This window comes from Paraburkholderia madseniana (genome assembly GCF_009690905.1).
In the GTDB taxonomy this organism is placed as follows: Bacteria; Pseudomonadota; Gammaproteobacteria; order Burkholderiales; family Burkholderiaceae; genus Paraburkholderia; species Paraburkholderia madseniana.
The window spans coordinates 285,216-310,792 of the sequence record NZ_VOSW01000001.1 but is presented as its reverse complement, the minus strand read 5'-3'; the positions used below and the strand labels follow the sequence as shown (position 1 = coordinate 310,792).

At 61.9% G+C, this 25,577-nt stretch carries 24 protein-coding genes; 17 read left to right on the top strand and 7 right to left on the bottom strand.

All coding sequences use genetic code 11. The features are described 5' to 3' along the window. Window positions 1-181 precede the first annotated feature (181 nt). The 4 genes from FSO04_RS01325 to FSO04_RS01310 all read left to right on the top strand — a co-directional run bounded on the left by FSO04_RS01325 (window position 182) and on the right by FSO04_RS01310 (window position 3,770). Window positions 182-1,222 (top strand): aldo/keto reductase, encoded by a 1,041-nt coding sequence (locus tag FSO04_RS01325; RefSeq protein WP_093634398.1) that lies wholly within the window; start codon window positions 182-184, stop codon window positions 1,220-1,222. A gap of 7 nt (window positions 1,223-1,229) precedes the next feature. Continuing rightward, complete coding sequence (locus FSO04_RS01320) at window positions 1,230-2,060, top strand: amidohydrolase family protein (protein WP_168435531.1); 831 nt, start codon at window positions 1,230-1,232, stop codon at window positions 2,058-2,060. A gap of 55 nt (window positions 2,061-2,115) precedes the next feature. Next, entirely contained in the window at window positions 2,116-2,859 is a 744-nt protein-coding gene (locus FSO04_RS01315; protein WP_154557988.1) for an SDR family oxidoreductase, read from the top strand. Between the two features lie 62 nt (window positions 2,860-2,921). Beyond that, window positions 2,922-3,770: an ureidoglycolate lyase gene (locus FSO04_RS01310; protein WP_154557987.1), complete on the top strand. Its 849-nt coding sequence runs from the start codon at window positions 2,922-2,924 to the stop codon at window positions 3,768-3,770. Window positions 3,771-3,917: 147 nt separating this feature from the next. Here FSO04_RS01310 and FSO04_RS01305 read toward each other — a convergent pair whose 3' ends face one another. Continuing rightward, the gene (locus FSO04_RS01305) at window positions 3,918-4,352 is read right to left on the bottom strand and encodes a PaaI family thioesterase (RefSeq protein WP_154557986.1); all 435 of its coding nucleotides are present in this window, start codon (window positions 4,350-4,352) and stop codon (window positions 3,918-3,920) included. A 267-nt stretch (window positions 4,353-4,619) separates the two neighbouring features. Here FSO04_RS01305 and FSO04_RS01300 point away from each other — a divergent pair, with 267 nt between their 5' ends. Then, entirely contained in the window at window positions 4,620-6,242 is a 1,623-nt protein-coding gene (locus tag FSO04_RS01300; RefSeq protein WP_154557985.1) for a methyl-accepting chemotaxis protein, read from the top strand. 112 nt (window positions 6,243-6,354) lie between these two features. Here the strand turns inward: FSO04_RS01300 and FSO04_RS01295 are convergent, their stop codons facing one another. Beyond that, window positions 6,355-6,558, bottom strand: coding sequence for a cold-shock protein (locus FSO04_RS01295; RefSeq protein ID WP_007178724.1), 204 nt, complete (start codon window positions 6,556-6,558; stop codon window positions 6,355-6,357). 263 nt (window positions 6,559-6,821) lie between these two features. Between FSO04_RS01295 and FSO04_RS01290 the strand changes: the two genes are divergently transcribed. Continuing rightward, on the top strand, window positions 6,822-7,052 hold the full coding sequence (locus FSO04_RS01290) for a hypothetical protein (protein WP_233464700.1): 231 nt from the start codon (window positions 6,822-6,824) through the stop codon (window positions 7,050-7,052). Between the two features lie 54 nt (window positions 7,053-7,106). Here the strand turns inward: FSO04_RS01290 and FSO04_RS01285 are convergent, their stop codons facing one another. Beyond that, on the bottom strand, window positions 7,107-8,216 hold the full coding sequence (locus FSO04_RS01285; RefSeq protein WP_154557984.1) for an AGE family epimerase/isomerase: 1,110 nt from the start codon (window positions 8,214-8,216) through the stop codon (window positions 7,107-7,109). Window positions 8,217-8,654: 438 nt separating this feature from the next. Between FSO04_RS01285 and FSO04_RS01280 the strand changes: the two genes are divergently transcribed. The 7 genes from FSO04_RS01280 to FSO04_RS01255 all read left to right on the top strand — a co-directional run bounded on the left by FSO04_RS01280 (window position 8,655) and on the right by FSO04_RS01255 (window position 14,381). Continuing rightward, window positions 8,655-10,073, top strand: a complete 1,419-nt coding sequence (locus FSO04_RS01280) for a hypothetical protein (protein ID WP_154557983.1) — start codon at window positions 8,655-8,657, stop codon at window positions 10,071-10,073. 273 nt (window positions 10,074-10,346) lie between these two features. Further along, window positions 10,347-10,655: a hypothetical protein gene (locus FSO04_RS01275; protein WP_154557982.1), complete on the top strand. Its 309-nt coding sequence runs from the start codon at window positions 10,347-10,349 to the stop codon at window positions 10,653-10,655. Between the two features lie 192 nt (window positions 10,656-10,847). Next, window positions 10,848-11,006, top strand: coding sequence for a hypothetical protein (locus FSO04_RS46230; protein WP_166618131.1), 159 nt, complete (start codon window positions 10,848-10,850; stop codon window positions 11,004-11,006). 435 nt (window positions 11,007-11,441) lie between these two features. Next, window positions 11,442-11,747, top strand: a complete 306-nt coding sequence (locus tag FSO04_RS01270) for a hypothetical protein (RefSeq protein ID WP_154557981.1) — start codon at window positions 11,442-11,444, stop codon at window positions 11,745-11,747. Between the two features lie 109 nt (window positions 11,748-11,856). Beyond that, window positions 11,857-12,810 carry a 3-hydroxyacyl-CoA dehydrogenase family protein gene (locus tag FSO04_RS01265; protein WP_154557980.1) on the top strand — a complete coding sequence of 318 codons (954 nt, stop codon included), beginning with the start codon at window positions 11,857-11,859 and terminating at the stop codon, window positions 12,808-12,810. 508 nt (window positions 12,811-13,318) lie between these two features. Then, window positions 13,319-13,732, top strand: a complete 414-nt coding sequence (locus tag FSO04_RS01260; protein WP_154557979.1) for an Imm70 family immunity protein — start codon at window positions 13,319-13,321, stop codon at window positions 13,730-13,732. A gap of 394 nt (window positions 13,733-14,126) precedes the next feature. After that, entirely contained in the window at window positions 14,127-14,381 is a 255-nt protein-coding gene (locus FSO04_RS01255) for a DUF7660 family protein (protein ID WP_154557978.1), read from the top strand. Window positions 14,382-14,751: 370 nt separating this feature from the next. On the opposite strand, the gene FSO04_RS01250 is transcribed toward FSO04_RS01255, so the two are convergent. Next, entirely contained in the window at window positions 14,752-15,147 is a 396-nt protein-coding gene (locus tag FSO04_RS01250; protein WP_154558028.1) for a helix-turn-helix domain-containing protein, read from the bottom strand. Between the two features lie 235 nt (window positions 15,148-15,382). Between FSO04_RS01250 and FSO04_RS01245 the strand changes: the two genes are divergently transcribed. Together FSO04_RS01245 and FSO04_RS01240 are read left to right on the top strand one after the other, a co-directional pair. After that, window positions 15,383-15,994 (top strand): flavin reductase family protein, encoded by a 612-nt coding sequence (locus FSO04_RS01245; protein WP_154557977.1) that lies wholly within the window; start codon window positions 15,383-15,385, stop codon window positions 15,992-15,994. Window positions 15,995-16,173: 179 nt separating this feature from the next. Continuing rightward, a complete protein-coding gene (locus FSO04_RS01240; RefSeq protein ID WP_093634459.1) occupies window positions 16,174-16,608 on the top strand; it encodes a cupin domain-containing protein in 435 nt (144 codons plus the stop codon). A gap of 1 nt (window position 16,609) precedes the next feature. Here FSO04_RS01240 and FSO04_RS01235 read toward each other — a convergent pair whose 3' ends face one another. Next, complete coding sequence (locus FSO04_RS01235) at window positions 16,610-18,073, bottom strand: polyhydroxyalkanoate depolymerase (protein ID WP_154557976.1); 1,464 nt, start codon at window positions 18,071-18,073, stop codon at window positions 16,610-16,612. Between the two features lie 219 nt (window positions 18,074-18,292). On the opposite strand from FSO04_RS01235, the gene FSO04_RS01230 reads away from it, so the two are divergent. Continuing rightward, window positions 18,293-18,946, top strand: coding sequence for a glutathione S-transferase family protein (locus FSO04_RS01230; RefSeq protein ID WP_054034774.1), 654 nt, complete (start codon window positions 18,293-18,295; stop codon window positions 18,944-18,946). A gap of 52 nt (window positions 18,947-18,998) precedes the next feature. Here FSO04_RS01230 and FSO04_RS01225 read toward each other — a convergent pair whose 3' ends face one another. Together FSO04_RS01225 and FSO04_RS01220 are read right to left on the bottom strand one after the other, a co-directional pair. Further along, entirely contained in the window at window positions 18,999-20,981 is a 1,983-nt protein-coding gene (locus FSO04_RS01225; RefSeq protein ID WP_154557975.1) for a methyl-accepting chemotaxis protein, read from the bottom strand. A gap of 138 nt (window positions 20,982-21,119) precedes the next feature. Beyond that, window positions 21,120-23,567, bottom strand: a complete 2,448-nt coding sequence (locus FSO04_RS01220; protein ID WP_154557974.1) for a heavy metal translocating P-type ATPase — start codon at window positions 23,565-23,567, stop codon at window positions 21,120-21,122. Between the two features lie 342 nt (window positions 23,568-23,909). Here FSO04_RS01220 and FSO04_RS01215 point away from each other — a divergent pair, with 342 nt between their 5' ends. Beyond that, window positions 23,910-25,331, top strand: coding sequence for a DUF1254 domain-containing protein (locus tag FSO04_RS01215; RefSeq protein ID WP_154557973.1), 1,422 nt, complete (start codon window positions 23,910-23,912; stop codon window positions 25,329-25,331). The last annotated feature ends 246 nt before the right edge of the window (window positions 25,332-25,577 follow it).

Genomic DNA, 25,577 nt, shown 5'->3' with positions numbered 1-25,577 from the left:
CGGCCATCAGCGCGCCAAGTCAGTCGCTACTAGCGCGGCAGCGGGCAAACATCGCCGGCACGTGCTAAAACATAAACGGGATCAGAGTAAGCGCTGATGCGCTAACTCCGATCGACAGCTTTGCATGGGACCAGAGTAAGCGCTAAAGCGCCAACTCTGGTCGACATAGGAGACGTGGTCCATGACGGCAAAGATCGGTTCGAAGATCGAACAGCGGCGCAACATTGGCCGTCGTGCATTGCAGGTATCCGGATTGGGGCTCGGTACGGCGCCGTTGGGTGGTCTGTACCGCGATCTGTCCGAAGAAGAAGCGCATGCGACTATCGCCGCTGCGTGGGACGTCGGCGTGCGCTTTTTCGACACCGCGCCGCACTACGGTCACACGAAAGCCGAGCACCGTCTAGGCGACGCGTTGCGCGGCTACCCGCGTAGTGAATACGTGCTGTCCACCAAAGTCGGGCGCCGCTTCGTACCGCGCACCACGCCCTACGACGGCAGCGAAGGCTGGCAAGACCCGCTGCCGTTCCAGGCGATCTTCGACTACACGCACGACGGCATTCTGCGTTCGTTCGAAGACAGCCAGCAGCGTCTCGGCATGGTCGATATCGACATTCTGCTGGTGCACGATATCGGCGTTGTCACGCATGGCGACAAGAACCCCCATTACTGGCGGCAACTCACCGAAGGCGGCGGCTTTCGTGCGCTCGATGATCTGCGCTCCTCGGGCGCGGTCAAAGCGGTCGGGCTCGGCGTCAACGAAGGCGCGGCAATACTCGATGTGATGGCCGAATTCGATATCGATTGCGCGTTGCTCGCGGGCCGTTATACGCTCCTCGAACAGACCACGCTCAACGATCTGCTCCCAGCATGTGAACAACGCGGCGTCAGCATTCTGTTAGGCGGCGCGTTCAACTCAGGCATTCTGGCGCGCGGCGTCGCGGGCGATCTGAAATTCAATTACGGCGACGCGCCGAGCGAAATCATCGAACGCGTCGCGCGGCTGGAAGCGGTGTGCCGGGTGCATGGCGTGCCGCTTGCCGCCGCAGCTTTGCAGTTTCCGTATGCGCATCCGGCGGTCGCAACCGTGTTGACCGGCGCGCGCAGTGCCAATGAATTGCGCGAGAACGCCGCGTCGTTCGAGCAGCCGATCCCCGCGGATCTGTGGTCCGCGTTGCGTGACAAGGGCTTGCTCGACAGCCGCGCGCCCGCGCCGGAGGATTGATTTGACGATACGTATCGACGCCCACCAGCACTACTGGGACCCCGCTCGTGGCGACTACGAGTGGCTCACGCCGGAACTGAAAATCCTGTACCGGCTGTTCGGTCCCGACGATCTCAAGCCACTGCGAGAAGCAGCGGGCGTCGAACGGACGGTGGTGGTCCAGGCAGCGCCGACCATCGATGAAACGCGCTACTTGCTGGACATCGCGCGGCATGAGCCATCGATTGCCGGTGTGGTCGGCTGGGTGCCGTTGCTGTTACCCACGGCGCCGGCCGTGATTGGAGCGCTGGCGCATGAGTCGAAGTTCAAAGGCGTGCGGCCGATGCTGCAGGATCTGCCCGACGATACGTGGATTGCGAATCCCGATCTCGCGCCCGCAATCGAAGCACTGATCGAGCACGACCTCGCGTTCGACGCGTTGATTTACGCGCGGCATGTCGAGCCTTTCGAAACGTTCGCGGCGCGTTTCCCCGCGCTGCGCATCGTCGTCGATCACGGCGCGAAGCCACCGATCCGTTACGGTCGCGCGGGTTGGCAATCATGGGCCGACGCAATCACGCGGCTCGCAAAGTTGCCGCAAGTGCATTGCAAGCTGTCGGGACTCGTCACCGAAGCGTCGCCTGGCTGGAGCGAAGAAACGCTTCATCCGTATGTCGAGCATCTGCTGAAGTCATTCGGCCCCTCGCGTTTGATGTGGGGCAGCGACTGGCCCGTGCTCGATCTGAACGGCGACTATCAGGTCTGGCACTCGGTGGCGAACACCTTGCTCGCGTCCTTGAGCGACGCCGAGCGTGACGCGGTTTTCGGCGGCAACGCCGCTGCGTTTTATCGACTTTGATGTGACGAAGACGAATTACGAAGACAAGAGCAAGCCCATTCAACTGGAGTCGTAGATGACACAAAGACTGGCCGGCAAGACGGCCCTGATCACCGCTGCAGGACAAGGTATCGGTCTCGCCACCGCGGAAATGTTCGCGCGCGAAGGCGCGCGCGTGATCGCCACCGATATCCGCATCGACGGACTCGCCGGCAAGCCGGTCGAAGCGCGCAAGCTCGACGTGCGCGACAACGCGGCGATCAAGGCGCTGGCCACCGAACTCGGCGCGATCGACGTGCTGTTCAACTGCGCGGGCTTCGTGCATGCCGGCTCGATTCTCGAATGCAGCGAAGAAGATTGGGACTTCGCCTTCGACCTGAACGCGAAGGCGATGTACCGCATGATCCGCGCGTTTTTGCCGGCGATGGTGGAGAAGGGCGGCGGCTCGATCATCAATATGTCGTCAGCGGCCTCGAGCGTGAAGGGCGTGCCGAACCGCTTTGCCTACAGCGCGTCGAAAGCCGCGGTGATCGGGTTGACCAAGTCCGTCGCTGCAGACTTCATCACACGTGGTGTACGCTGTAACGCGATCTGCCCGGGCACGGTGCATTCACCGTCGCTCGAACAGCGGATCGTTGAGCAGGCCAAGGCGCAGGGCGCGACGCTCGACGCCGTGCAGGCGGCCTTTGTCGCGCGTCAGCCGATGGGCCGCATCGGCAAGCCGGAAGAGATCGCCGCATTGGCGCTGTATCTCGCGTCGGACGAATCGTCGTTTACCACCGGCCACGCGCATGTGATCGACGGCGGCTGGTCGAACTGACGCGGTCTGATCAACGCTGAAACACGAACCGAATACCACTGAACGGAAAGGGAAGTGCAACGATGAAACTGCTTCGTTATGGGCCGAAAGGCCAGGAAAAGCCGGGCCTGCTCGACGCGCAAGGCAAGATTCGCGATTTGTCGAAGGTGGTTGGCGATATCGACGGCGCCGCGCTGACTGACGAAGGCCTCGCCAAGCTGCGCGCACTCGATCCGGCTTCGCTGCCGTTGGTCGAAGGCAATCCGCGCATGGGACCGTGCGTCGGCAAGATCGGCAAGTTCATCTGCATCGGGCTGAACTACGCGGACCACGCTGCAGAATCGAATCTGCCGGTGCCGGCGGAACCGGTGATTTTCAACAAGTGGACGAGCGCGATCAGTGGCCCGAACGACGACGTCGAAATTCCGCGCGGCTCGAAGAAGACCGACTGGGAAGTTGAACTCGGCGTGGTGATCGGCAAGCCCGCGAAATATATCGACGAAGCGAACGCACTCGACTATGTCGCCGGCTACTGCGTGATCAACGACGTGTCGGAACGCGAATGGCAGATCGAACGCGGCGGCACGTGGGACAAGGGCAAGGGCTTCGATACGTTCGGTCCGATCGGCCCCTGGGTCGTGACGCGCGATGAAGTCGCCGATCCGCAGAACCTGAGCCTGTGGCTTGAAGTGGACGGCCACCGCTATCAGAACGGCAGCACGAAGACGATGGTGTTCGGCGTCGCGAAGCTGGTGTCGTATGTGTCGCAGTGCATGAGCCTGCAACCGGGCGACGTGATTTCGACCGGCACGCCGCCGGGCGTCGGCATGGGCGTGAAGCCGAATCCGGTGTATCTGAAGCCAGGCCAGACGATACGTCTCGGTATTGAAGGTCTCGGCGAACAGACGCAGAAGACTTACGCGGCGGAATAAGCGGTGCGATAGACGGTGCAGTAAGCCGCACAATTGGCACCGTTCAGAATGAAAAACCGCGCCTGCTTCCCAGCAGGCGCGGTTTTTTTATGTACCCCGGTGTGAGCCTTATGACTCGCCCGTCCCATCTCTAGTGCACGGTTCCGATCAACCCGCCGGTTCGTGCTCGCCGTTCTCGCTGATGCGATTGATCGTGCCTTGCGCAACGGCGACGAGTTTCTCGCGCTGCCCGTCCATCACATACACATTGCACTGGCAGGTCGCCTGATAGCGCCCCGCGTAGACGACCTTCGCCCGCGCGATCAGCGTGCCGTTCATCACCGGCCGCAGATAGTTGATCTTGTACTCGCCGGTCACGACCTTCGGCCCCAGCGACAGCGCGCCGGCGAACGTCAGCGCATTGTCGGCGAGATAACTGATGACACCGCCATGCACAAAGCCATGTTGTTGCCGCAACTCGTCGCGGATCGGCAGACACAGCGTCAGTTCGTTGGTGCCGGTGTGCATCAGTTCGGTGCCCAGCAGCATGCTGAACGGCTGGGCATGCAGTGCGCCGCGCGCCCGGTCGAGGATGTCGGTCATTGTGATTCCTTCGGGCGTAGCCCGCAGTGGCATCTGCACCGGCGTCCATTGTGCAGTCCCTACCCACTCTAGGAAGCGCCGACGCATCGCGTCAAGGTGAATCCAAAATATCTGCGCAGCATTGTTGCGAAAAATGACGGGAATTGCGAAGTTGGCCGATGAAAAGGGGACGTAAGACGATTTTTGACGACATTGATCTCAAGCAAAGTTTGGCCTTGCCGTTAACCCTGACGTAGGTCCCGTCATTCTTTGCTTTAGGTGTTCACGATGTTCAGCAAGATCAAGGTCGCATCCGGCCTGTTGTGTGTTCTGGCCGCGTTCTGCGTTTTCCAGCTTGTCACGGTGGGTTTGGGATTCTGGTCGCTCACGCGCACGCATGACGACGTGGGTGATCTGTCGAATATCGCCTTGAAGCAGGTGGACGCGGTCAATGAAACGACCCAGCATCTGATGGACGCGCGCATCAACCTGTCGCGCGCCGGTACGCGCATGGTGCGCGGCGGCGCCGAGCCGGCCGACATCGTGCAGCACGCCCGCGAACAACTGACAGCAGCCGACCAGTCGTTCGGCGCGTTTATGAGCGCGCAGAAGACCAGCGACGAAAACAGCACTCGCGCTGCGGCGCTCGCCGAGCGCTACAAAAAGCTCCACGACGCGCTCGCGGAACTGGTGCAGTTTCTCGACGCGAATAATATCCAGGCCTTTCTCGACCAGCCGACCCAAGGCTTCCAGGACGCGTACCTCGCCGAGTCGCACAACTTCGTGCAATTCGGCGCCGCCGCGAGCCGTGCGTCGCTCGATTCGATCGACACCCGCATGGCCACGTTCCGCGCCGTCAGCATCGCGATCCTGCTGGCATTGGTGGCGGGCACATTCGGCGTGTACGCAGCGCTCCGTAAGGGCGTGGTGGCGCCGCTGGAAGAAGCCGGCCGTCACTTCGACCGCATCGCGCAAGGGCGTCTCGACCAGCCGATCGCTTCGCGCGGTACCAATGAGATCGGCCGTTTGTTCTCGGGCCTCGCGAAAATGCAGGCGAGCGTGGCGCGCACCGTGCAAACCGTGCGCGAATCCGCTGACTCGATTCATCTCGGCGCCGACGAAATCGCCACCGGCAACGCCGATCTGTCGGCACGTACGGAAAACCAGGCGGCATCGCTCGAAGAAACCGCGTCGAGCATGGAGGAATTGACCGCCACGGTGCGCCAGAACGCCGATCACGCCCGTGAAGCCAATGCCCTCGCCGAAACCGCGCTCGAGGCGACCTCGCGCGGCAGCGAAGTGGTCAACGAGGTGGTCGACAAGATGCGCGGCATCGCGCAAAGCTCGGACAAGATCGCCGAGATCATTTCGGTAATCGACGGCATCGCGTTCCAGACCAATATCCTCGCGCTGAACGCGGCCGTCGAAGCGGCGCGCGCGGGCGAACAGGGCCGTGGCTTCGCCGTAGTGGCGGGCGAGGTGCGCGGGCTCGCCCAGCGCAGCGCGCAATCGGCGAAGGAAATCAAGACGCTGATCAGCGAATCCGTCGCCGAAATTCAGGGCGGTTCGGCGCTGGTCGAGCATGCCGGTGAGGCGATGAGCAACGTTTCCGCGTCGATTTCGCGCGTCACGCAGATGATGGCGGAAATCAGCGCGTCGTCGCTCGAGCAGAGCACGGGCATCGAGCAGGTCAACCAGGCGGTGGTGCAGATGGACGAGATGACGCAGCAGAACGCGGCGCTCGTCGAGGAAGCCGCCGCAGCGGCTGCTTCGCTGCATCAGCAGACGCAGCAATTGAAGGACGCCGTTTCCGTGTTCGAAATTTCTGAGACTGTGTTGCGAATGCAACAAATGGACGATCTGCGCGGGCAAACGGCGGCGTTTGCGCTGTCAGGAATGCGGGCGATCTAGACCGCGAACGTGCCCAAAAAGAGGGCATCTGCAATAGAAAATGGCCCGCCAAAGCGGGCCATTTTGCATTAGACGCAAGCGCCTAAGGGTGCCTCAACGTACCTGAAGGTACTTAGGCCGGCTGGATGTTCGCAGCTTGCTTGCCCTTCGGGCCTTGCTTGACTTCGAACGTCACTTTCTGGTTTTCCTGCAGGGACTTGAAGCCGCTGCCTTGAACTTCCGAAAAGTGTGCAAACAGGTCTTCGCCGCCGTCGTCCGGGGTGATGAAGCCAAAGCCCTTTGCATCGTTAAACCACTTCACAGTACCTGTTGCCATTTTTAATCCAGTAAATGTTGTGTGTTGCATTCGCGACCGCTATTTCTCAACACGAGATCGAGCGCGAAGTACGAGTTGTATCACGTCTTTATGATGGACGCCAATCAACAAGTATTCGGGTATTCCCCTGATTGGACCCTTTTGAGGTCCGGAAACCATTTTCCAAGGGGGCCCAGCCGGTAGGGTAAACTGCTTGTATTACTCTTCCAGGAAAAACATTGACACATTATTTGCAAGATGAACTTACCTCATTCTGGAGTCGTTTGACCCCCTATCTCGCGATATTGGAGTCGAAATCACCTCAAGAAGGCGCCCCGGATCCGGTCGGCCGTATCACGGTCGATACCGAAGAGCACCAGGCTTTCGCCCTTCACACCACCGATAAAAAGCCGCACGGCGACACATCGGATACCCCCACCGGACATAGCGCAACCTACACGCGATTCAAAACTGCCGACGCCGATTGGGGACCCTGGCAACGCGAAGAATACTGATTGACCGGTCAGTCGGCTTTTGACGCCGATGCACGGGAAGACGGCGGCCGGCACTTAGCCGGGCAAGGCGTCATAGGCGGTCGCGAGGTGATAGGGGGTGGTCGACGGCATGTCGGCGCGCACCACATCACCGGCGGCCGTTTTGCATTCGAACCAGCCTTGCGGACGCAGGAAGCGTTGCCGGAAGAGTTCGATTTGCCGCGGCAGCGCGGCGTGCGCAGCGGGGTCGTCATGGCTCGCCAGGGCGCGCAGGTACTCGGTCTGCGCCCAGATCCGCTGGGTGGCGTCCTTGATGCGTCCGGTTTCGTCGAGCGAGGCGTACACGCCGCCCGTTTGCGGGTCCACGCCATATTGCTGCGCGAAGCTGAACGCGCGCGTCAGCGATTCGTCGAGACCTGAGGCTTCGAACAACGCACCCGCCTGCTTGACCAGCCAGAACCATTCGAACTGGTGCCCCGGTTCCAGACGGTTGTCGTCCGCGCCAATCGGCAATTCGGCGACGCAGCCGGTCGGCGCATGCACGAAGTGATGCGCGATGGCGCCGGCGAGGCGGCGCAACGCGGCGTCGAAGGCGTTGTCGCGCGTGACTTCGCGGGCGGCCAACCAGGCTTCGGTGAGGTGCATTAAGGGATTCTGGATCGGCGTGCCGGTCACGCTGGCGAAGTCCGCGGTGAGTGCGGCGTTGAACAGATCATCGCCGGCCGCGAAGTGCGACTGAATTAGTGACGACGTGCGATGCACGACTTCCAGCGCGTCGCGGTTGCCGGAACGGCCGGCATATTCCGCGCAGGCGAACACGACGAACGCATGCGTGTACAAGTCTTTGGTCGTGTCGAGCGGCGCGCCCTGCGCATCCGCGCTATAGAACCATCCGCCGTTGCGCGTGTCCTGAAAGGCGTGCATCAGCGAGTCGAACAGCACCTTGGCATGCGCTGCATCGCCTGCTTGCGAGAACACGAACAATTGTCGCGCGCACGCCATCGCCCGATAACGCTCCGCGGGCAACGGTTCGGGACCCTCGGCGCTGACCGCTTCGTAGGGTAGCTTCAGCACGGGGTTGAAACCGGGTCCGCGCCACAGCGGCAGCACGACGTGAGTGAAGTGATCACGCAGTGTGGTGGCAAGCGGGATGGTCGAAGCGGTGAAAGGGGTCATGCTCTGCATAGTTCGGTTGGTCAAACTCGGTCATTCGAAGCGCGTGCGGGTTTTGGCTCTCGCCACGGCGCGCGCCGCCGGCGATCGTGGATGCTGATTGGCCCGCAATAGGGCAGTTCGCCAGCGGCACGACGATCGTCCCAGCAACCCGCGCGGCGACGTGCGGCCAAGCATAAAGCAAACGGCTGCCGCTGGCACTCCGTCACAGTGATCACGTTGCACCGCGTGTCGAATACCGAATATGAAGTGATCCGCTCACGCTTGCGTCAGTTGCGCGGCGTCAAGCAGTTCCGGCAGGACGAGGCGTCGTCTTAAAAACGGAAAAACCTCGGCGAATGGCTTCGGCTGGGGCGGGCGGCCATGCGACAATGCGGTCTCGAAAAATTCCAATGGCATTGACGAGCGGTGCTCGGCGCCCGCTTTCCGGCGACGACCGCTTTTTTCTCTATGGCAGATTCCGCAGCATCCACGCAGTCCCGGCCTCAGCGCGCCGCTTCGAAGAAGCGGCGGCAGGCCACCGTCTCGACCGAAACTGAAAACAAGCTGGCGCGCGCCGCGCGCTCGGCACAACGTCTCGCGCAACTGAGCGATGCCTCGCGCGACGACAGCACGCTCGACCTGTTCCCCGACGATCCCACTCGCGCCACGCTGGAAGCGATGAATATCGACGTCCGGCAAGGCACGTTGCACGGCTTTGAATTACCCGATGTCGTGCTGGCCGCGGTTGGCGCGATCGATGCCGACGGCATGTCGCTGGAGGCAAGGGCGGCGCGGCGTGCGCCTCGCGCTGCGAAATCGGATGAACCGGTGCAGGTGAATGCGCAATTGAGTGGGCTGGAGACGGAGGCCGTGGAGGCCACGGCATCGCCTGTCGGCGAGCTGGCTTTCGGGGATGTGAAGGCGGTCGCAGAAGCGTCGGCCGAAGATAAAACGGCGGCGTCGGCACGTGACGCGGTTGTGCCGCTCACGTCTGCGATGGCGGCGGCGACTGTGGCGCGCAGTGTGACCGCGCTGCGCCAGGCTGCTGAGCCGGGCGCAGCGACGACAGATGCAGCGGTTGCAACGACCTCGGGCGGTGCCAGGCCGCCTATTCCGCCGCAGCGTTTCGCGGCGACTTTTGCCAAGGCGACGACGGCTTTGAGAGAAGCGGTCGGCGCAGAAGGCGCGCATGCGGGAGCGGAGCGTGCTTTGTCTTCCTCCGAGTCTGGGGCTGGGACTGATTCCGGCGCGGTGGTTGCTGAGCCGAGGCCGGCTGCGAAGTCGTCGGGCAATGTGTCTGCGTTTGCGCCCGCATCGGCATCTGCGCTGGCGTCGGTGTCGGCATCAGCGCCCGCATCAGCCTCGGCATCTGCCGCACACACAAACGCGTCTTTCTCTGCGCCTTCTTTCCGTGAAGCCCAGCGCGCCGAAGCAGCCGCGGCAGCGCTGCGGGCCGCGCCTGAACTCGACCGCGCGCGTGCTACGGCCTTCGCCGATACCGTCGATGCCCTGTACGGCGTGATCGCCGATCAACGCCTCGCCGCGACCGACCATTCACGCCGAATGAAGTGGATGTTGTCGATCGTGGTGGGCGCGTTGCTGATGACAGTCGCGATCGGTATCACGCAGACGGTGCTCCTGATGCGCCTGACGCGTGAAACCACCGCCCAGCAACACCGCATCGAACAGATGATGCAGAACCAGCAGGCCGCCATGGCCAGCTTGCTCGACACGCACATCGCGATGGCCAACGCGGCGGCGGCCAATGCGGCTTCTGACGCAGCCGCAACCGCAGCGCCTCAGCCAGCCGTGGCCACGCCAGCGCATGGCAAACGCGGCACGCGCGCGCAGCACGCGCACAAGCCGAAAGCTGCCAATTCGCACTGATCTTCAACTACTGCCGCGCCGGCGTTAGCCGGCCGCGGCAGCTCGTTTTGCCCGCGCAAACAGCTGGGCGCCTATTCCCGCTCCCGGCCCCGCAGCATCGCGGCTTCCAGTCCTGAACCCCCAGCCCCGCTCTCGCTCCCTGCCTCCTAGGATAGGCGCCGTAAGGCAACACCCGCCGCCAACGCCTTGCAAGCCAAACGTCGCGTTTTACACTCTCGTTGCTGTTGCGAAGCCGGACCGGATACGCCAGCGCATCTTCTGACGGGAGCCACCATGCCGACCAGCACGCACAAATATTCGATCGAGGAACTGCTAGGCGCGCTTCTGCGCGATCAGGGCATCCACGAAGGGCACTGGGCGTTGAACGTCGAGTTTTCGGCGACGGGCGCTTCCGTCAAGCCGCAAGAGAACCCCGCGCGGACCTTGCCGGGGCTGATTGTCTCCGTCAACAGCGCGACGCTGATGCGTGCGGAGAGCACTGCGGAGGGTGCAGTCGATGCAGCCGTAGTGAACCCTCGCAAAAACACGACGAGCGCGAAACCCACGCGCAGCAGAAAGCCGCAATCGACCACCCTTCAGTAAGCGGACGCTTTTGACCCTGAAATACGAAAAACGGGGACGTTGTCATGGTGCAACGCACCATGGACTAAAACCCTGTGACAACACACCACACCCGAGAAATTGCTGCATTGCACTAGCTTTTGCTTAGGGAAAACCCTATAATTCTTGTTAAGGGAAAACCCTAGCAAATGCAGTAACCAACCGGGAGTCGCCATGAGCTTCATTTTTGCATTGTTCCAAAAGGTCAGCGACCTCTTTGCGTCGCCCCATCTGCCGCTGGATTCGGACTACTCGTACGCAGCACGTAGCCGCGAAGCAGAGCGCATGCGCAAAGCGCAATCTACGTTGTTCGGCATCAAGCTGAGCGACTAAAAAGCAAAGTCGTATGGCCTGAGCGCGGACCATCGCGCATGGGCGCGCACGTCGAGTGCGCCTCGCATCATTGAAGCCACCGCCCGCGAAACGCGTGCCGTGGCTTTTGTTTTTGGTGCGCTCGCAGCCCGATTTCCAGTTTTTCCGAATATTTCCCGGCCGAAATGGATGTAACGGCGCCTCACACGGCGCCATCGTGTCATTCAGTTGATCCACCGCGCATGTGCTATAGACGGGCGGCGAAGGTCGAAAAGACTCCCATTCATCAGTCTTTTCCAATGAAATGTGCGCTTACAAGTGCTCACGTCTTCACGCGGTTTGCACCGCTAAAGTTGGTCTCAAGCGTACGGCGTCTGGTCCGAACCCAAAACCGCGGTTCGATGTCGACCGAACACGGGCGCTGGCTTGATACAAAACTTTGCATGGGAGGTCACGATGAAAACCTTTAACAAGACGTCGCGTTCGATCGTTGCAACCTTGCTGGCGGGCGGCGCGTTGCTCGCAGCCGGCAGTGCTTTCGCCCAGGAACGGGTGGTTGTCGAGAATGGTCCGGGACCGGCGGTTTACGGTCAGCCGCACATGAGGCCGGTGGGCGTGTCGATCAACATCGGCTGGCACGGCGATCGTTACTACGACGGCCACCGCTACTGGGCTCATGACGACTGGATGGGTCACCATCCGCACGACTACGATCCGCATCATCACGGCGACGATCATCGCCCGCCGCCCCCGCGCTACTAATGCGCGCATGACGGCGCCGTGCGACGCGGCGTGAAGTTCGCAAAGCCGGTCTTTCCTCACGGAAGACCGGCTTTGCCACGTTCGGTCTTGGAAAACGGCGCGCTACGCTATGCTCGAAGGCTTTCATCGACGGCAGCAGGAGAGCGGCGTGGACGAGGCAGTCATAGGCGTAGTGGGCACTGGATTGATGGGCGTCGGCATTGCGACGCAAAGCGCGTTGCATGGGCATCGGACGATCGTTCACGACGTCGACCCGGCGCGCCTCGCGAGCGTCGCGCCCAAGGCGGAAGCGGTACTCGACGAACTGATCGACGCCGGGCGCATCGACCACGCCGCCAAACAGGCGGCGCTCGGGCGCATCGAGACACATGCGCAACTCGACGTGATGGCGGCGGCGCAATTCGTGATCGAGGCGATTCCCGAGGTGCTGGAACTGAAGCATCGCCTGTATGCGTCGCTGGCTGAACTGATGGCAGACGATGCGATTCTCGCGAGCAACACCAGCGGTTTCCCACCCGATCAACTGGTTGCTCCGTTGCGCGCGAAGGAGCGTTTTCTGATCGCGCATTTCTGGAATCCGCCGCACATGATCCCGCTCGTCGAAGTCGTGCCGGGTACCGCGACCGCGCCGGAAGTCACCGAACGTACCGCAGCGTTGATGAGCGCGATCGGCATGGAGCCGGTGGTGCTCGCGAAGGCGATTCCGGGTTTTGTCGGCAACCGGCTGCAGTTCGCGGTGCTGCGCGAGGCGTTGAACATCGTGCGTTCAGGAGCGGCCACGCCTGATGTGGTCGATCGGGTCATGAAGGCGTCGCTCGGGCGCCGATGGGGGATCGTCGGGCCGCTCGAGGGCGCGGACATGGGCGGCCTCGATACCTTCCTCGATATCTCCCAGCATCTGATGCCGGAACTCGCCAAAGACGAAGACGTGCTCGATCTGCTGCGTGCGCAGGTGAACGCGGGGCGTGTTGGCGTACGTAGCGGTGCTGGTTTCTATGAGTGGGACGACGCCCATTTGGCGCGCGTCAAAGCAGGCCGTAAGCAGGTGATTAGTCGCGGTTAATGGCGTTGCACGCTGTGACGGCGACGGCGCAGAACGATGTGACCGTGGTATCGACGGGTAAGATCTCCAGTGGTACGACAGTCGGCATTAATGCGCAACACGATATCAACGTCGCAGGCGCGGTCGTGACGCTCGCGCCTTGCAGCGGGCCGGTCAATGCGAGGTCGTGCGAAGCATTCAGCGTCAACTCGACGTTTGCACAATGGCTATCAAATTGGGGTGTAAGCGTTCAACCAGTGCCGAAGTAAGGGGATATCGTGGAATTTAAGAATACGAAACATCAAGTTGCACGGAGCGCGATGCCGGATGCGGAGTCTTTTAACAGGATGTATCTGGTGAAAAATGTTTCGAAACTACGGGCGACCTATCAGATTCGACTTCTTGCATTCCGGGCAGTCGAGGAAAGGAAGAGACTGATTATTAAGGTGCCGAATTCGTTTGAGTTTGATCGATCTCTGGTTGATTTGATAAAGCGGTGCCGGAACTCGGTCACACGGGAGAACTATTGATGGGTCTCTATCTCTGTATCTTTGACGGCCAAGAAGAGGTGGAAGGTGTCGAGATCGGCACTTATGCCGACTTCAATGGTTTGCGCGAGTACTTGGTAACGGAGCTGGAGGGTGGGCGTGCTGGATGTCGATTCCCGACCTTCATTCTGCATTCCGATTCTGATGGAGAATGGGGGGATTTGGCATGCATTGATCTCCGTAACGAATTGAATGAGATAATTTCAGAAATGAAAACTCGAGCGCCAACACCTTTCATTTCGGAGTGGCAAAACAAGGTCGCGAGATCGGTGGGATTGGTTCCGAAAAATGCGCTTGAATCTTTTATTGATGTTGACGGAGAGTTGTTGCTTGAGCGGATTGATGATCTGGCCGCGATTGCAATAGCACGTCGCCTCTCGATATTGTTCCAGTAATCAGCGTTCGCGAGTTGGACAGGCTTGCCATGCCACAAACAATGGCGTGCCGAGCAATCTGAGCAGATTGGCGAATCCGGGTTTGGTTCGTTTCACGCGATACAGCATCAGCTCAACGTTTAAGGATGGAACATCGCGGCAAGATACGATCGGGGCTCTGAAATCCGGCGTGATTTCGCCAGCCGATTTGCCACCGATACGCGTGTACGAGCAAGACGGACTTGTGTACACGTTCGACAACCGCCGACTATTTGCTACGTATCAGTTAGGAACCCAAGTTAACATTACCCCGGCTACAGCTCAGGAAGTGTCGAGTCGGGGGTGGAAGTTCACAACCCCCAATCAAGGTTGCATCATTTGTGTCAAAGGCACGTCCAAACCGTAGGAGGAACGCATGCAATTGTCGGAGCGGGTGAGGGGCATTGCATCCAAAGAGGAATTGGCAGATTTCGTTGCCGCTCTGTTACAAGATCTAGAGCAAAATCGAGCTGAATGGGAAAACCCAACGCTTGAGCGGTTTCTTGTCGCAATGGAAAGTTGGATCAGATCCATTGACAACTTTTACAGAAACACTGGACAAGACATTCCGGTCACGCCGAGTTGGCGCACGTCGGCCGATATCCTTTACGCGGCGAAGATGTACGAATAGAGGGGATCTAGTTTGATCGCCAGATTAGGGATTTAGCCCCCGCAGCAAGCAGTAGCACAAACCCAGCCCGAGCACCGGGTTTGTGCTTTATGGCGTCTGAGCATGTCGTGGCGCTGCCATCCGGTTTGTGCAATTCGCGGTTGTCGTGTGTGCGGCACCGGTCGACTATGACGGTGTGCTTACGCATCGCTGACGGACGCCGCAACCAACTACGTGCAGATTGCAGGCGGTGGCGTTACCCGGGTGATTGAGCCTCGATCTTGCCGCGGGAAAGCGCTTGAGAAAGAGCCTTCTATGGCAAGCCCAGTCCCGTGCGTCACAACGGCTCCGCAGATGTCAAGTCGCTGCGTCTGACAAGGGCGTGCCACGATTACCAGTTTTCTCGTTTCTTTTTGGTCGCGATTGCCCTAAGAGGTTGTTTCGAACTAGACGCGTTCTGAGTTCGGCTCGGGCGCTTGGCGACCGGCGACGGTTTCGTTTTCTCGGCGGCGGGGACTTGCCCTTGGCTTTTCGGCGGGTCGGCCTGCTTCGGTTCACTACCTGGCGCGGACGATCTCTGTCTCATACGTAGCTCCACGTTCAGCAAGCGCAAGACCTTAAAAAGCCGCTCGACGCTTGCCGATGCCGGCTTGGCTTCCAGTTGTGCGTAACTCTGCTGGGTGATACCTAGCAGTTCCGCCACCGCAGTTTGTGTGAGCCCCGCGGATTTTCGGAAGCCCAGGAGAATGGGGCGAAGCTGACTTAGCGTCTTGATAGCGTAATCCATCGGTTCCTTCTTCAGGCTCATACAGTCTCTGAACTGTAGCGCACAAATACAGGCAATAAGCTGTATTTAGCATTTACAGTCTAAAGCCTGTTAAGAGGGAGCGCGAAGCCAACCGATCAACCTGAATCCACGGAAAGGCCAACAGCAGCAGCTCCCTTCACTCCCACTCCCAGCAGCCCTAATGACTCTGCGGTATAAATACCTCCCGCCTCACCCGCAAACCCCAACACAAACCATGTCCCACTACTTCTACAACCCCGCCACCGGTCACGGCCTCCCGCACGACCCGTTCAAGGCCATCGTCGCTCCGCGCCTGATCGGCTGGATTTCCTCACGCGCCACCGACGGCACGCTGAACCTCGCGCCCTACAGTTTCTTCGGCGCGTTCGCCAGCTTCCCGCCGATCATCGGCTTCTGCAGCGAAGGCCGTAAAGACAGCATCGCCAACATCGAGGCCACCGGCGAATTCGTCTGGAATCTGTCAAGCAAGCCGCTCGCCGAGCAGATGAACCGTTCCTCCGCACCCGTCCCGTCCCACGTCGACGAATTCGAACTCGCGGGCCTTACACCCGCGCCTGGCCGCAACGTGGCCGTGCCGCACGTCGCCGAATCGCCGGCCGCGCTCGAATGCAAGCTGCTGCAAGTGGTCCGTCTGCATACCCTCGACGGCAAGCCGATGGACAACTACCTGTCGCTCGGGCAAGTGGTCGGCGTCCACATCAACGAGGCCTATCTGAAAGACGGTCTGTTCGACACACACGCCGCGCAGCCGATCATGCGCGCGGGCTACCGCGCGGACTACGCGGGAATCGGTGAGATGTTCCAGATGTTTCGCCCGAGCGCATAATGGTCCGCAACAGCCGAAGCGTTTGAAGCAAGACGCACTGCGTAATGCGTGGTGCGTCCTCAGCCTGGTCGCCTTCGAGCAACGCATAGCCACCCCCGCAAACTGGCCCGCTTGATGCTTGCAACCGACGCTCCAACGCGTCGTTTTCAACTGCCGGCTCACTCAAGAGGAGCGCGATCATGTCCACCGAATTCGCTACGCAGTTCAGCCATGTCCGTCCGCAAGACACGTCCTACGTGGATCAGGGCCTACGCGACTTTTTTCTCTACCGCGATTTAGGCATCGCGCAGGCAACCGGCGGCAAGGTGCTCGCGCAACTCGTCAAGGCGAATCACGCACCAGAGCAAGGCACCGGTTGGCACCGTCATGAGGCCGATTTCCACATTGTGATCATGTTGAAGGGCTGGGCGCGCTTCATGTACGGCGACAAGGAGACGCTCGTCGCCGCCGGCGATTGCGTGCATCAGGCGCCGGGCATCGTCCACTATCTGTTCGATTACTCCGAAGATATGGAGTACATCGAGATCGTGTCGCCGGCCGATTTCAAGTCGATTGAAGTCGAAGGTCCGTGCGAAGTCCCGGCGGTGCAGCCGTGGAAGAGCGCCGTGGCTTGACTCACGATTGTGTCGCGGGCGGCCGCCGGCGCGGCGCCCGTGACGCCGCCTGCTGAGGCTTGGTGCCGCTGCCGGAGCTAACTCCGTTCGGCGCGTCAGTGACCACCGTCGTCGCCGAACCCACTTCGACATCGACCACCGCCACCGCAGCCGGCGCTGCCGCCATCACCTCAGCCGCCGCAGCCACCGACACCGGCTGAATCGTCCGCGCCCGCGAACTCACCACCACCGCACGCGGTTCGTTGTCGTAAATCACGGCCCGCACGCGTGGATAAATCTGCCGCTCCCACCGATGTCCATTGAACACGCCATAGTGCCCCACACCGGTCTGCACATGATGCGTCTTCAGATAAGGCCTCAACTTGTCGCACATATCCTGCGCAGCGAGCGTCTGCCCAACCGCGCAAATATCGTCTTTTTCACCCTCCACAGTCAGCAGCGCAGTACGTCGAATCTTCGAAGGCTCCACAAGCCGCCCTTCCACCTCGAGTTCATGCAACGGCAGCGCGTGCCGCTGAAAAACCGTGTCGACGGTCTCCAGATAAAAATCGGCCGTCAGGTCCATCGTCGCGAAGTATTCTTCGTAGAAAGTGCGGATCGTATCGGCCTTCGTTGGATCGCCTTTGGCCCGCTCGTAATGCATGGTCTCGAACGAGTCGAGATGGCGGTTGAGATTCATCGCCATGAACGCGGTCAGTTGCACGAAGCCGGGATACACGCGACGGTGCGCGCCCGCAAAACCGAACGGCACCGCGCTGATCAGGTTCTGCTCGAACCACTCGATCGGCTTGCTTTTAGCCAGCTCGTTGACACGTGTCGGGTTGATGCGGGTGTCGAGCGGGCCGGCCATCAGTGTCATGCTGGCGGGCTGCGCGGGGTTGTCATCGGCGGCCATTAGCGCGACCGCGGCCAAAGCGGCGACAGTCGGCTGACACACCGCCAGCAGATGCGCGCCCGGCCCGATCGTTTCGATGAAATCGATCACGTGCCGTACGTATTCGTTGAAACCGAACCGGCCCTGGCTCAGCGGCACGTCACGCGGGTTGTGCCAATCGGTGATGTAAACGTCGTGCTCGGCCAGCATCGTGCGCACGGTGCCGCGCAGCAGCGTCGCGAAGTGGCCGGACATGGGCGCGATCACCAGCACGCGCGGTTGCGGATGAGAAGGCGCGGTGTCTTTACGGAAATGCAACAGCGAACAGAACGGCGTGTGCGCCGCGACTTCCTCGACGATCTGTACGGATTTGCCTTCCGTCACCACGCTATCGATGCCGAATGGCGGCCTGACAGGCGTGAGTCCGGCGAGCGTCAGCAATTCGCAAGCCGCGCGTATCGAGCGTCCATGCGACGTATCGCCAAACGCGGGCCAGGCGTCGAGCGAATGATTCACCAGCGCTGCGCCGTGCCGCATCGGCAGCATCATGTCGGCGAAAGCCTGGTATGTGGGATATGCGAACAGGTTCATAACCTTCGCACGAGTGCAGAAAGGGAAGGAGCCCGAATAGAGGCAAGTCATGTGCCAATCGTGCAGTCGCACTGACGCGGCCGTCACTGCACGTTGGCATAGCATTTGCGCCGGTCATGGGAACGGGCCGAATTTGCCGCGCTTTGGTGCGCCCGCGCACGACAACGTGCATGCGCATCGTCAGGCGTCGGACGAACGCCTCATCTGGAGGAGAATCGTATGGCGAATACCACGCTCACCATCAGCAGCAAGAACTATTCGTCGTGGTCGCTGCGCGGCTGGCTGCTGACCAAATTCAGCGGCCTGCCGTTCGAAGAGATCGTGATGCCGATCGACGATCCCGCCGCGCGCGCAGAATTGTTGCTGCTGTCGCCGTCGATTCTGGTGCCATGTCTCTTTCACGACGGCATCAAGGTCTGGGACACCCTCGCGATTGCCGAATATCTGAACGAACTGAAGCCGGAAGCGGCGCTATTGCCCAAAGACATTCGCGCGCGAGCGCATTGCCGCTCGATCTGCGGCGAGATGCATTCGGGTTTTGGCTCGCTGCGCTCGGCGTTGCCGATGAATCTGAAAGCGCATTTTCCGGGCTTCAAGGTGTGGGCGCGGGCGCAGTCGGATATCGACCGCATCGTGACGATCTGGAGCGAGTGCCTGAAGCAGTACGGTGGGCCGTTTCTGTTCGGCGAGCGCAGTGCGGCGGATGCGATGTACGCGCCCGTGGTGACGCGTTTCGTGACCTACGACGTCAAGCTGGATCCGGAGATCGTCGACTATGGGCAGCGGATCATGGCGCTGCCCGAGATGCAGCAATGGATCGCGGACGCGCAGCAGGAAGTGGAGGAGATCGACGAACTGGACGTCGAGTTTTGATCACGGCGCACGGCGGCGCGGCAAGCTGCCGCGCCGTTACATAGGCAACGCTTTAATCCCGCCCAGCCTCCAGCTTGAACACACTCACGACCTGCGCAAGCCGAGCAGCCTGATCGCGCAACTCAGCCGCCGCGAGTTCAGCCTCGCCGACGATCGTCGCGTTCTGCTGGGTCGCCTCGCCAATCTGCGTGACAGCGAGATTGACCTGCTCGATACCACCCGATTGCTCGCGTGACGCAACGCTGATCTCGGCCATGATCGCGCGCACCTGGCCCACCTGTTGAACGATGCCCTGCATCGTCGAGCTAGCTTCCTCCGCGATCCGGAAACCGCTTTGCACGGTCGCCGTGGAGGCGGCGATCAGCCCGTCGATCTCTTTCACCGAAGCCGCGCTGCGCTGCGCCAGCGCGCGCACTTCCGACGCCACCACCGCAAAGCCCCGGCCATGTTCGCCGGCGCGCGCCGCTTCCACGGCCGCGTTCAGTGCAAGGATATTGGTCTGGAATGCGATGCCTTCGATCACGCTGGTGATCTCGGCGATCTTCTGCGACGAGCGGCTGATCTCGCCCATCGTCGAAACCACGCGTTCGACGGCACGGCCGCCTTCGACTGCGGCGTCCGCGGCATTCGTGACGAGCGTGTTGGCCTGCGCGGCATGGTCGGCGTTCTGTTGCACGGTCGACGTGATCTGTTCCATACTGGCCGCCGTTTCCTCGAGGCTGCTCGCCTGGGTGGCAATGCGCGCGGCGATGTTGCCGCTGCCGGTGACGATCTTTTCAGTCCCTTCCGACATATCCGTCGACGCATTGCGTACTTGCGAAACGATGCGCGCAAGGCCTTCGCCAATGCCGTCGATCGACTGCATCAGGCGGCCGATTTCGTCGGCACGCGCATTCGCGCCCTTGACACCCTTCCCCACGCGCACGCTCAGATCGCCCGACGCGAAGCGCTCGGACGCTTTCGCGGCCTCATCGAGCGGACGGCTCACGAGGCGACGCACGGCGATCAGGAACACGATCGCGAACACGCCGACCAGTGCGAAACCGATCAGCAGGAATTCATCGCGTGTCGCGACGACGTCCGCCATCACTTCGTCGCGCGGCGCGACGCCGCCCACCAGCCATTGCCATTCCGGCACGGTGACGAACGACACGAATTTGTCGCGCGCGTTGCGCTCGCCCAGCGTCGCGTCGGCGGAACTGAATTCGAGTTGGCCTTCTTTCATGTCGAGCATCTGCTGATACGGCGCGTTCGCGTTGTCCGCGTTCTGGCCGGCGGCGGCCGGATGCACGATCAGCTTGCCGCGATCCGCGCCCTTCGAGGCATTGACCACGAAGTAGTAGCCGCTGTCGCCGATTTTCAGTTTGCTGATGCCGTCCTGGACCGACTGGATTTCCTTGTCCACGTTCACGCCGACAAACAGCGCGCCGATCACGCGACCGCTCGCGTCCGTAATCGGTCGATATTGCGTGATCAAACGTTTACCAAACAGCGCGGCAAGTCCCGTGTAGGACTTGTTCGCCATGATCAGCCCGTACGCCGGCGCCTTGCGGTCGAGCAGCGTGCCGATCGCACGTGAGCCGTCCTGTTTCTTCAGCGAAGTCGTCACGCGGACGAAATCGTCGCCGCTGCGTGCGAACACGGTAGCCACCGCGCCGCTGCGTTCGAGAAACTGGTCGGGAATCGAGAAGTCCATGTTCAGGACTTTGTCGCCGGCCTTGATGGTCGGGGTGGCAACGCCGTTGATGTCGACTTTCTGGGTGTCGTCGAGCGTGTAGGCGGTGGGCAGGAAGCTCGCGAACAGCGACATCGAGCGATCGACTTCGGCGGACAGCGCCTTGTCGAACAGCGTGATCATTGCGGCGATCGAGCGGTCCTTGTCGGCGATGCGTTCGAGCACCTGATCGCTGACCTGCTTGCCGGCGTTGCGCGTGAGCGCCCATGTAAAGGCGGCAAAAATCAATGCCACCAGCACGCACGACAGCACGGCAAGCCGGGCGCCGATGCTGGCGCGGCGCAAAGAGAAAAATTCCATGGGCGTTCAGAGTAAGGAGGACATGAGGTGCGCAAACCATGCGAATGCATGGTTTTCACCTATGCCAGCATTACGGCCGATTTGCCCATATCTTTAGCGATTTCGAAAGCTTTGCGTAATGTAGCGGCGTAAACACCGTCAACGCGCTGACGCGCCGCGCCAGGTGCGCAGCAGCAGCGCATTGGTCACGACGCTTACACTCGAAAACGCCATCGCCGCGCCGGCAAGCATCGGGTTCAGCAAGCCGAAGGCGGCAAGCGGAATGCCGATCAGGTTGTAGACGAATGCCCAGAACAGGTTCTGCTGGATCTTGCGCCACGTCTTGCGCGAAATGTCGAAGGCGTCGGCCACCAGCGCCGGATCGCCGCGCATCAGCGTGATGCCGGCCGCCTGCATGGCAACGTCGGTGCCGGTCGCCATCGCGATGCCGATGTCGGCGGCGGCGAGCGCGGGAGCGTCGTTGATGCCGTCGCCCACCATCGCGACGATGCCGGCGCTGCGGATCTTCAGGTCGCGGATGACGCGGGCTTTGTCGTCGGGCAGCACTTCGGCGTGGAATTCGTCGATACCGAGCGCCTGGGCCACGCTCGCTGCGCTGCCGTGGTTGTCGCCGGTGACGAGCACGCTCTTGATGCCCATCTGGGCAAGCCGTTCGACGGCCGCGCGGGCGGTCGGCTTGACGGTGTCGCCGAAGGCGATCAAGGCGAGCGCGGTAGGCGCAAGCGGTGCACGCTGCATCAGCCAGGAGACCGTGTTGCCGGTGGCTTCGAGCTGTTTTGCGCGCTCAGTGAGTTCCGGCGGCAACTGGATGCCGAGTTCGTTGAGCCAGCGCGTGCTGCCGAGCGCCAGGGTGCGGCCGTCTATGTCGGCTTCCACACCGCGCCCGGGCACCGCGCGTGCGGCGCTGGCTGTGATTGCCGGAACTTGCGCCGCCGCCGCGACCTTCGCTGTCGCAACGGACGCTGAAGCGCCCAGTCCGCTGCTATCGTCCAGCGCGCCGACGGCACCGTTCGCCGGCGAGTCCTCAACCGCAGCGTCGTCCTGCAGACTGCCGCCCACCTGTGCCGCTTCATACGCCTTCACCACTGCCCGCGCCAACGGGTGATCGCTGTGCCGCTGCACGGCCGCTGCAAGCGCCAATGCCTCGCCGCGCTCAATGCCGCCGATCGCCTCGAACGCCGTCACCGACGGTTGCCCGAGCGTCAGCGTGCCGGTTTTATCGAATGCAACGATATTCACCCGATGCGCGGTTTCCAGCGCCTCAGCGTCCTTGATCAGCACGCCGCGCCGCGCAGCAACGCCGGTGCCGGCCATGATGGCCGCGGGCGTTGCCAGTCCGAGCGCGCACGGGCAGGCGATCACCAGCACGGCGACCGCATTCAGAATCGCGGTTTCGCCCCCTGCGCCGGCGATCAGCCAACCCACCAGCGTGAGCGCCGCAATCGCCAGAATCGCCGGCACGAAGATCTCGCTGACGCGGTCGACCAGCCTTTGGATCGGCGCCTTTTCAGCCTGCGCGCTTTCCACGAGGCGGATGATTCGCGCGAGGGTCGTCTCCGCGCCGATCGCGGTCGTCGTCACCGCAATCGCGCCTTCGCCGTTGATCGAACCGGCGGTAACCGGATCGGCTGCCTGCTTCGGCACGGGCAGGCTTTCGCCGGTAATCAGCGATTCGTCGATATGAGTGCGGCCTTCGAGCACGGCGCCGTCGACTGGCACGCGTTCGCCCGGACGCACGATCACCACCGTGCCGACCCGCACTTGGGCGAGCGGTACCTCGCGTTCGTCCGTGCCGACGCGGATGCGTGCGCGGTCGGGGCGCAGTGCGTTGAGGGCGCGGATCGCATCCGTGGTCTGGCGCTTGGCGCGCGCTTCGAGCCATTTGCCGAAACGCACCAGCGTAATTACGACCGCCGACGCTTCGAAGTACAGATGCGTCATGTCGCCCGGATGGGTCGCCAGTTCGTAGACGCTGATTCCGTAAGCCGCCGACGTGCCGAGCGCCACCAGCAAGTCCATGTTTCCGGCGCCCGCCCGCACCGCACGGTAGGCCGCGCGATAGAAACGCGCGCCGAATACGAACTGCACGATCGAGGCGAGGGCGAACTGCAGCCACGGCGAAAGCATTGCGTGCAAACCGAACCATTCGCCGACCATCGGCAGGACGAGCGGCAGCGTCAGCACGGCGGAGGCGAGCACGGCCGCCAGTTCGCGGCGTGTCTGGTTGCGTTTGTTGTCAGCAGAGGAGGCAAGGGCGGCATTCCCGGCAGCCGACGCCGGTGCGTCCGGCGGCGCGATCAGCGTTGCCTCGTAGCCCGCTTTCTTGACCGCCGCGATCAATGCATCGGAGGCGGCATTGGCATCCGATGCCACGTCGCTGAGATTGACGGTTGCCGTTTCGGTCGCCAGATTCACCGACACCTCCGCGACTCCCGGCACCTTAGCCAGCGCTTTCTCGACACGCATCGCGCATGAGGCGCAGGTCATCCCGCCGATGTCGAGTTCGGTGGTTCTGAAGGGTGTAGCGTCCGCGGGACGCAGCGGCGTGGCAAGTTCGGTCATGGTAGACAAGGCTCGTCGCGGCATTGGGCCGCATCATGAACCCAGTATTGACCTTCCCATGATGGGAAGGTCAAGGATGTTTTTGCGGTGCGCCTGGCCGACCAGTCGCCCGACTTGACCAGCAGGGCAAGAACCAGCGGCGCAGTGGCAAAAATCGTCAACCGTACGCTAATGGTGTCCGCGCGCGCATTGCCAGGCGCTATTCCTGCCTTTGCGCTTGCCTGGTGAGCAAGGATACGATACAACCCGATGTTGTCGGAATCGCGAGCCACCGCCTGGCTGCGCTGGGCTTAGGGAGGCCACGCAAACCGGTTTCGCTGCGCACCGACGTCTCCCTTAGGACCGCACGTTCTGCCACCTGAACGAATGATAAAAAATCGCCAAGAACTGTTTTCGCTTCACTGGACCTGCGCATCGCTCGCAGGCCTCGCATTTCTGGCTGGTTGTGCGTCGACTCCGTCCACGACGCAAAAAGCCAACAGTTGGATCAAGGACGAAGTCGCCGATTCGTATGTGTTCGGCTATCCGCTGGTGCTGATGGGCGTCGCGCGCGACGCGGCGGTCGGCACCGATCCGGGCCAGGCGCCGGTCAATACGCTACGTCACGCGCAGGCCTTGCCGCCGATAGGCGCGGCCAATCCGCTGCAGCCGAGTCTCGACACGCTCGACTCGACCGGCTGGCTGGACGTCGGCACTGAGCCGGTGATCGTGTCGCTGCCCGACTCGCGTGGCCGCTACGTGGACGCCCGCGTGCTCGACATGTGGACCAACGTCGTCTGGTCGACCAGTTCGCAATTCACCACCCGTGCCGCAGGCATCAAGACGCAAACGATTGCTTTCGTCGGCGCGGGCTGGCAGGGCGATCTGCCCAAGGGCGTGACGCGCGTCGACGTGCCGACCCGCAACGTCTGGGTGAGCGTGCGCATCCAGTCGAACGGCACCCGCGATCTGACAGCGGTTCGTAAGCTGCAGCGCGCCATCCGCGTCGCACCGTTGAGCGTCTACGCGGGCGGCACGCGCTCGGCATCGATTACGCCGCCTAGCAGCAGTGCTGCCGATGCCGCCGCCGCGGCCGTTTCCGGCACGCCGGCCGCGCAAGTCGCCGCGCTCGACGCGAACGGCTTCTTCAGCCGGCTCGCGCAGGCCTTGCCGGACAACCCGCCGACGCCGGCCGATCCGCATGCGCTGAAAATCCTTTCGGACTTCGGCGTGACGCCTGGTGATCCGGTGAAGCTGCCGAGCGCGCCCGAGGCGATCGCTGCGGGCCTTGCCGATGGCCACCAGCGTGTCGTGACGCCGCCGTCCAATCTGCTGAGCGGCAACGGTTGGAACTGGTTCGGCGACGGCGTGGGCAATTACGGCCCCGACTATGCGATGCGCGCTTACGCCGCGGCGATCCAACCGGGCATCGGCACGAAGGACGATGAAGTGCGCGCGGTCGTCACCCAGGACAGCGACGGTCATGCCCTCAACGGCGCAAATCGTTACGTGATCCACTTCGAGCCGAACCAGTTGCCGCCGGTGCGCGGCTTCTGGTCGATCACCGCCTACACGAAGGACGGCGCGTTAGGGGAAAGCGCGCCGGCGCGTCTTGCAGTCGGCGACCGTAACGGTGCGCGCCGCAATCGCGACGGCTCACTCGACGTGACGGTGTCATCAACACGAGGTAAGAGCGGCAACTGGCTGCCGGCGCCGCGCGCCGATTTGCAACTGATGCTGCGTTTGTACGCACCGAAGCCGCAAGCCACCGATGGCAGTTGGCAACCGCCGGCCGTCGTGCGTCAGTGACATGCGCCGACGTCGATGAAGTTCGCCAGCGAAATGCCTCGTTGATGCGGGGCAGCGAAGTGCCGGTGTGAAGTCCACCAGCGTTATGCGTCACTGCTGTGACAGCAAGGTATGAGTGACGCATAAATCAGCGTATGTCCGCCTTCGTGCCGGCGGACATACGCCGCTGTAGCGTGCAACAATGTGTAAGCCACGGCTTACATTTATATCCCGCGTAAGATTCACCACTTATACTGCCGCTTGCGG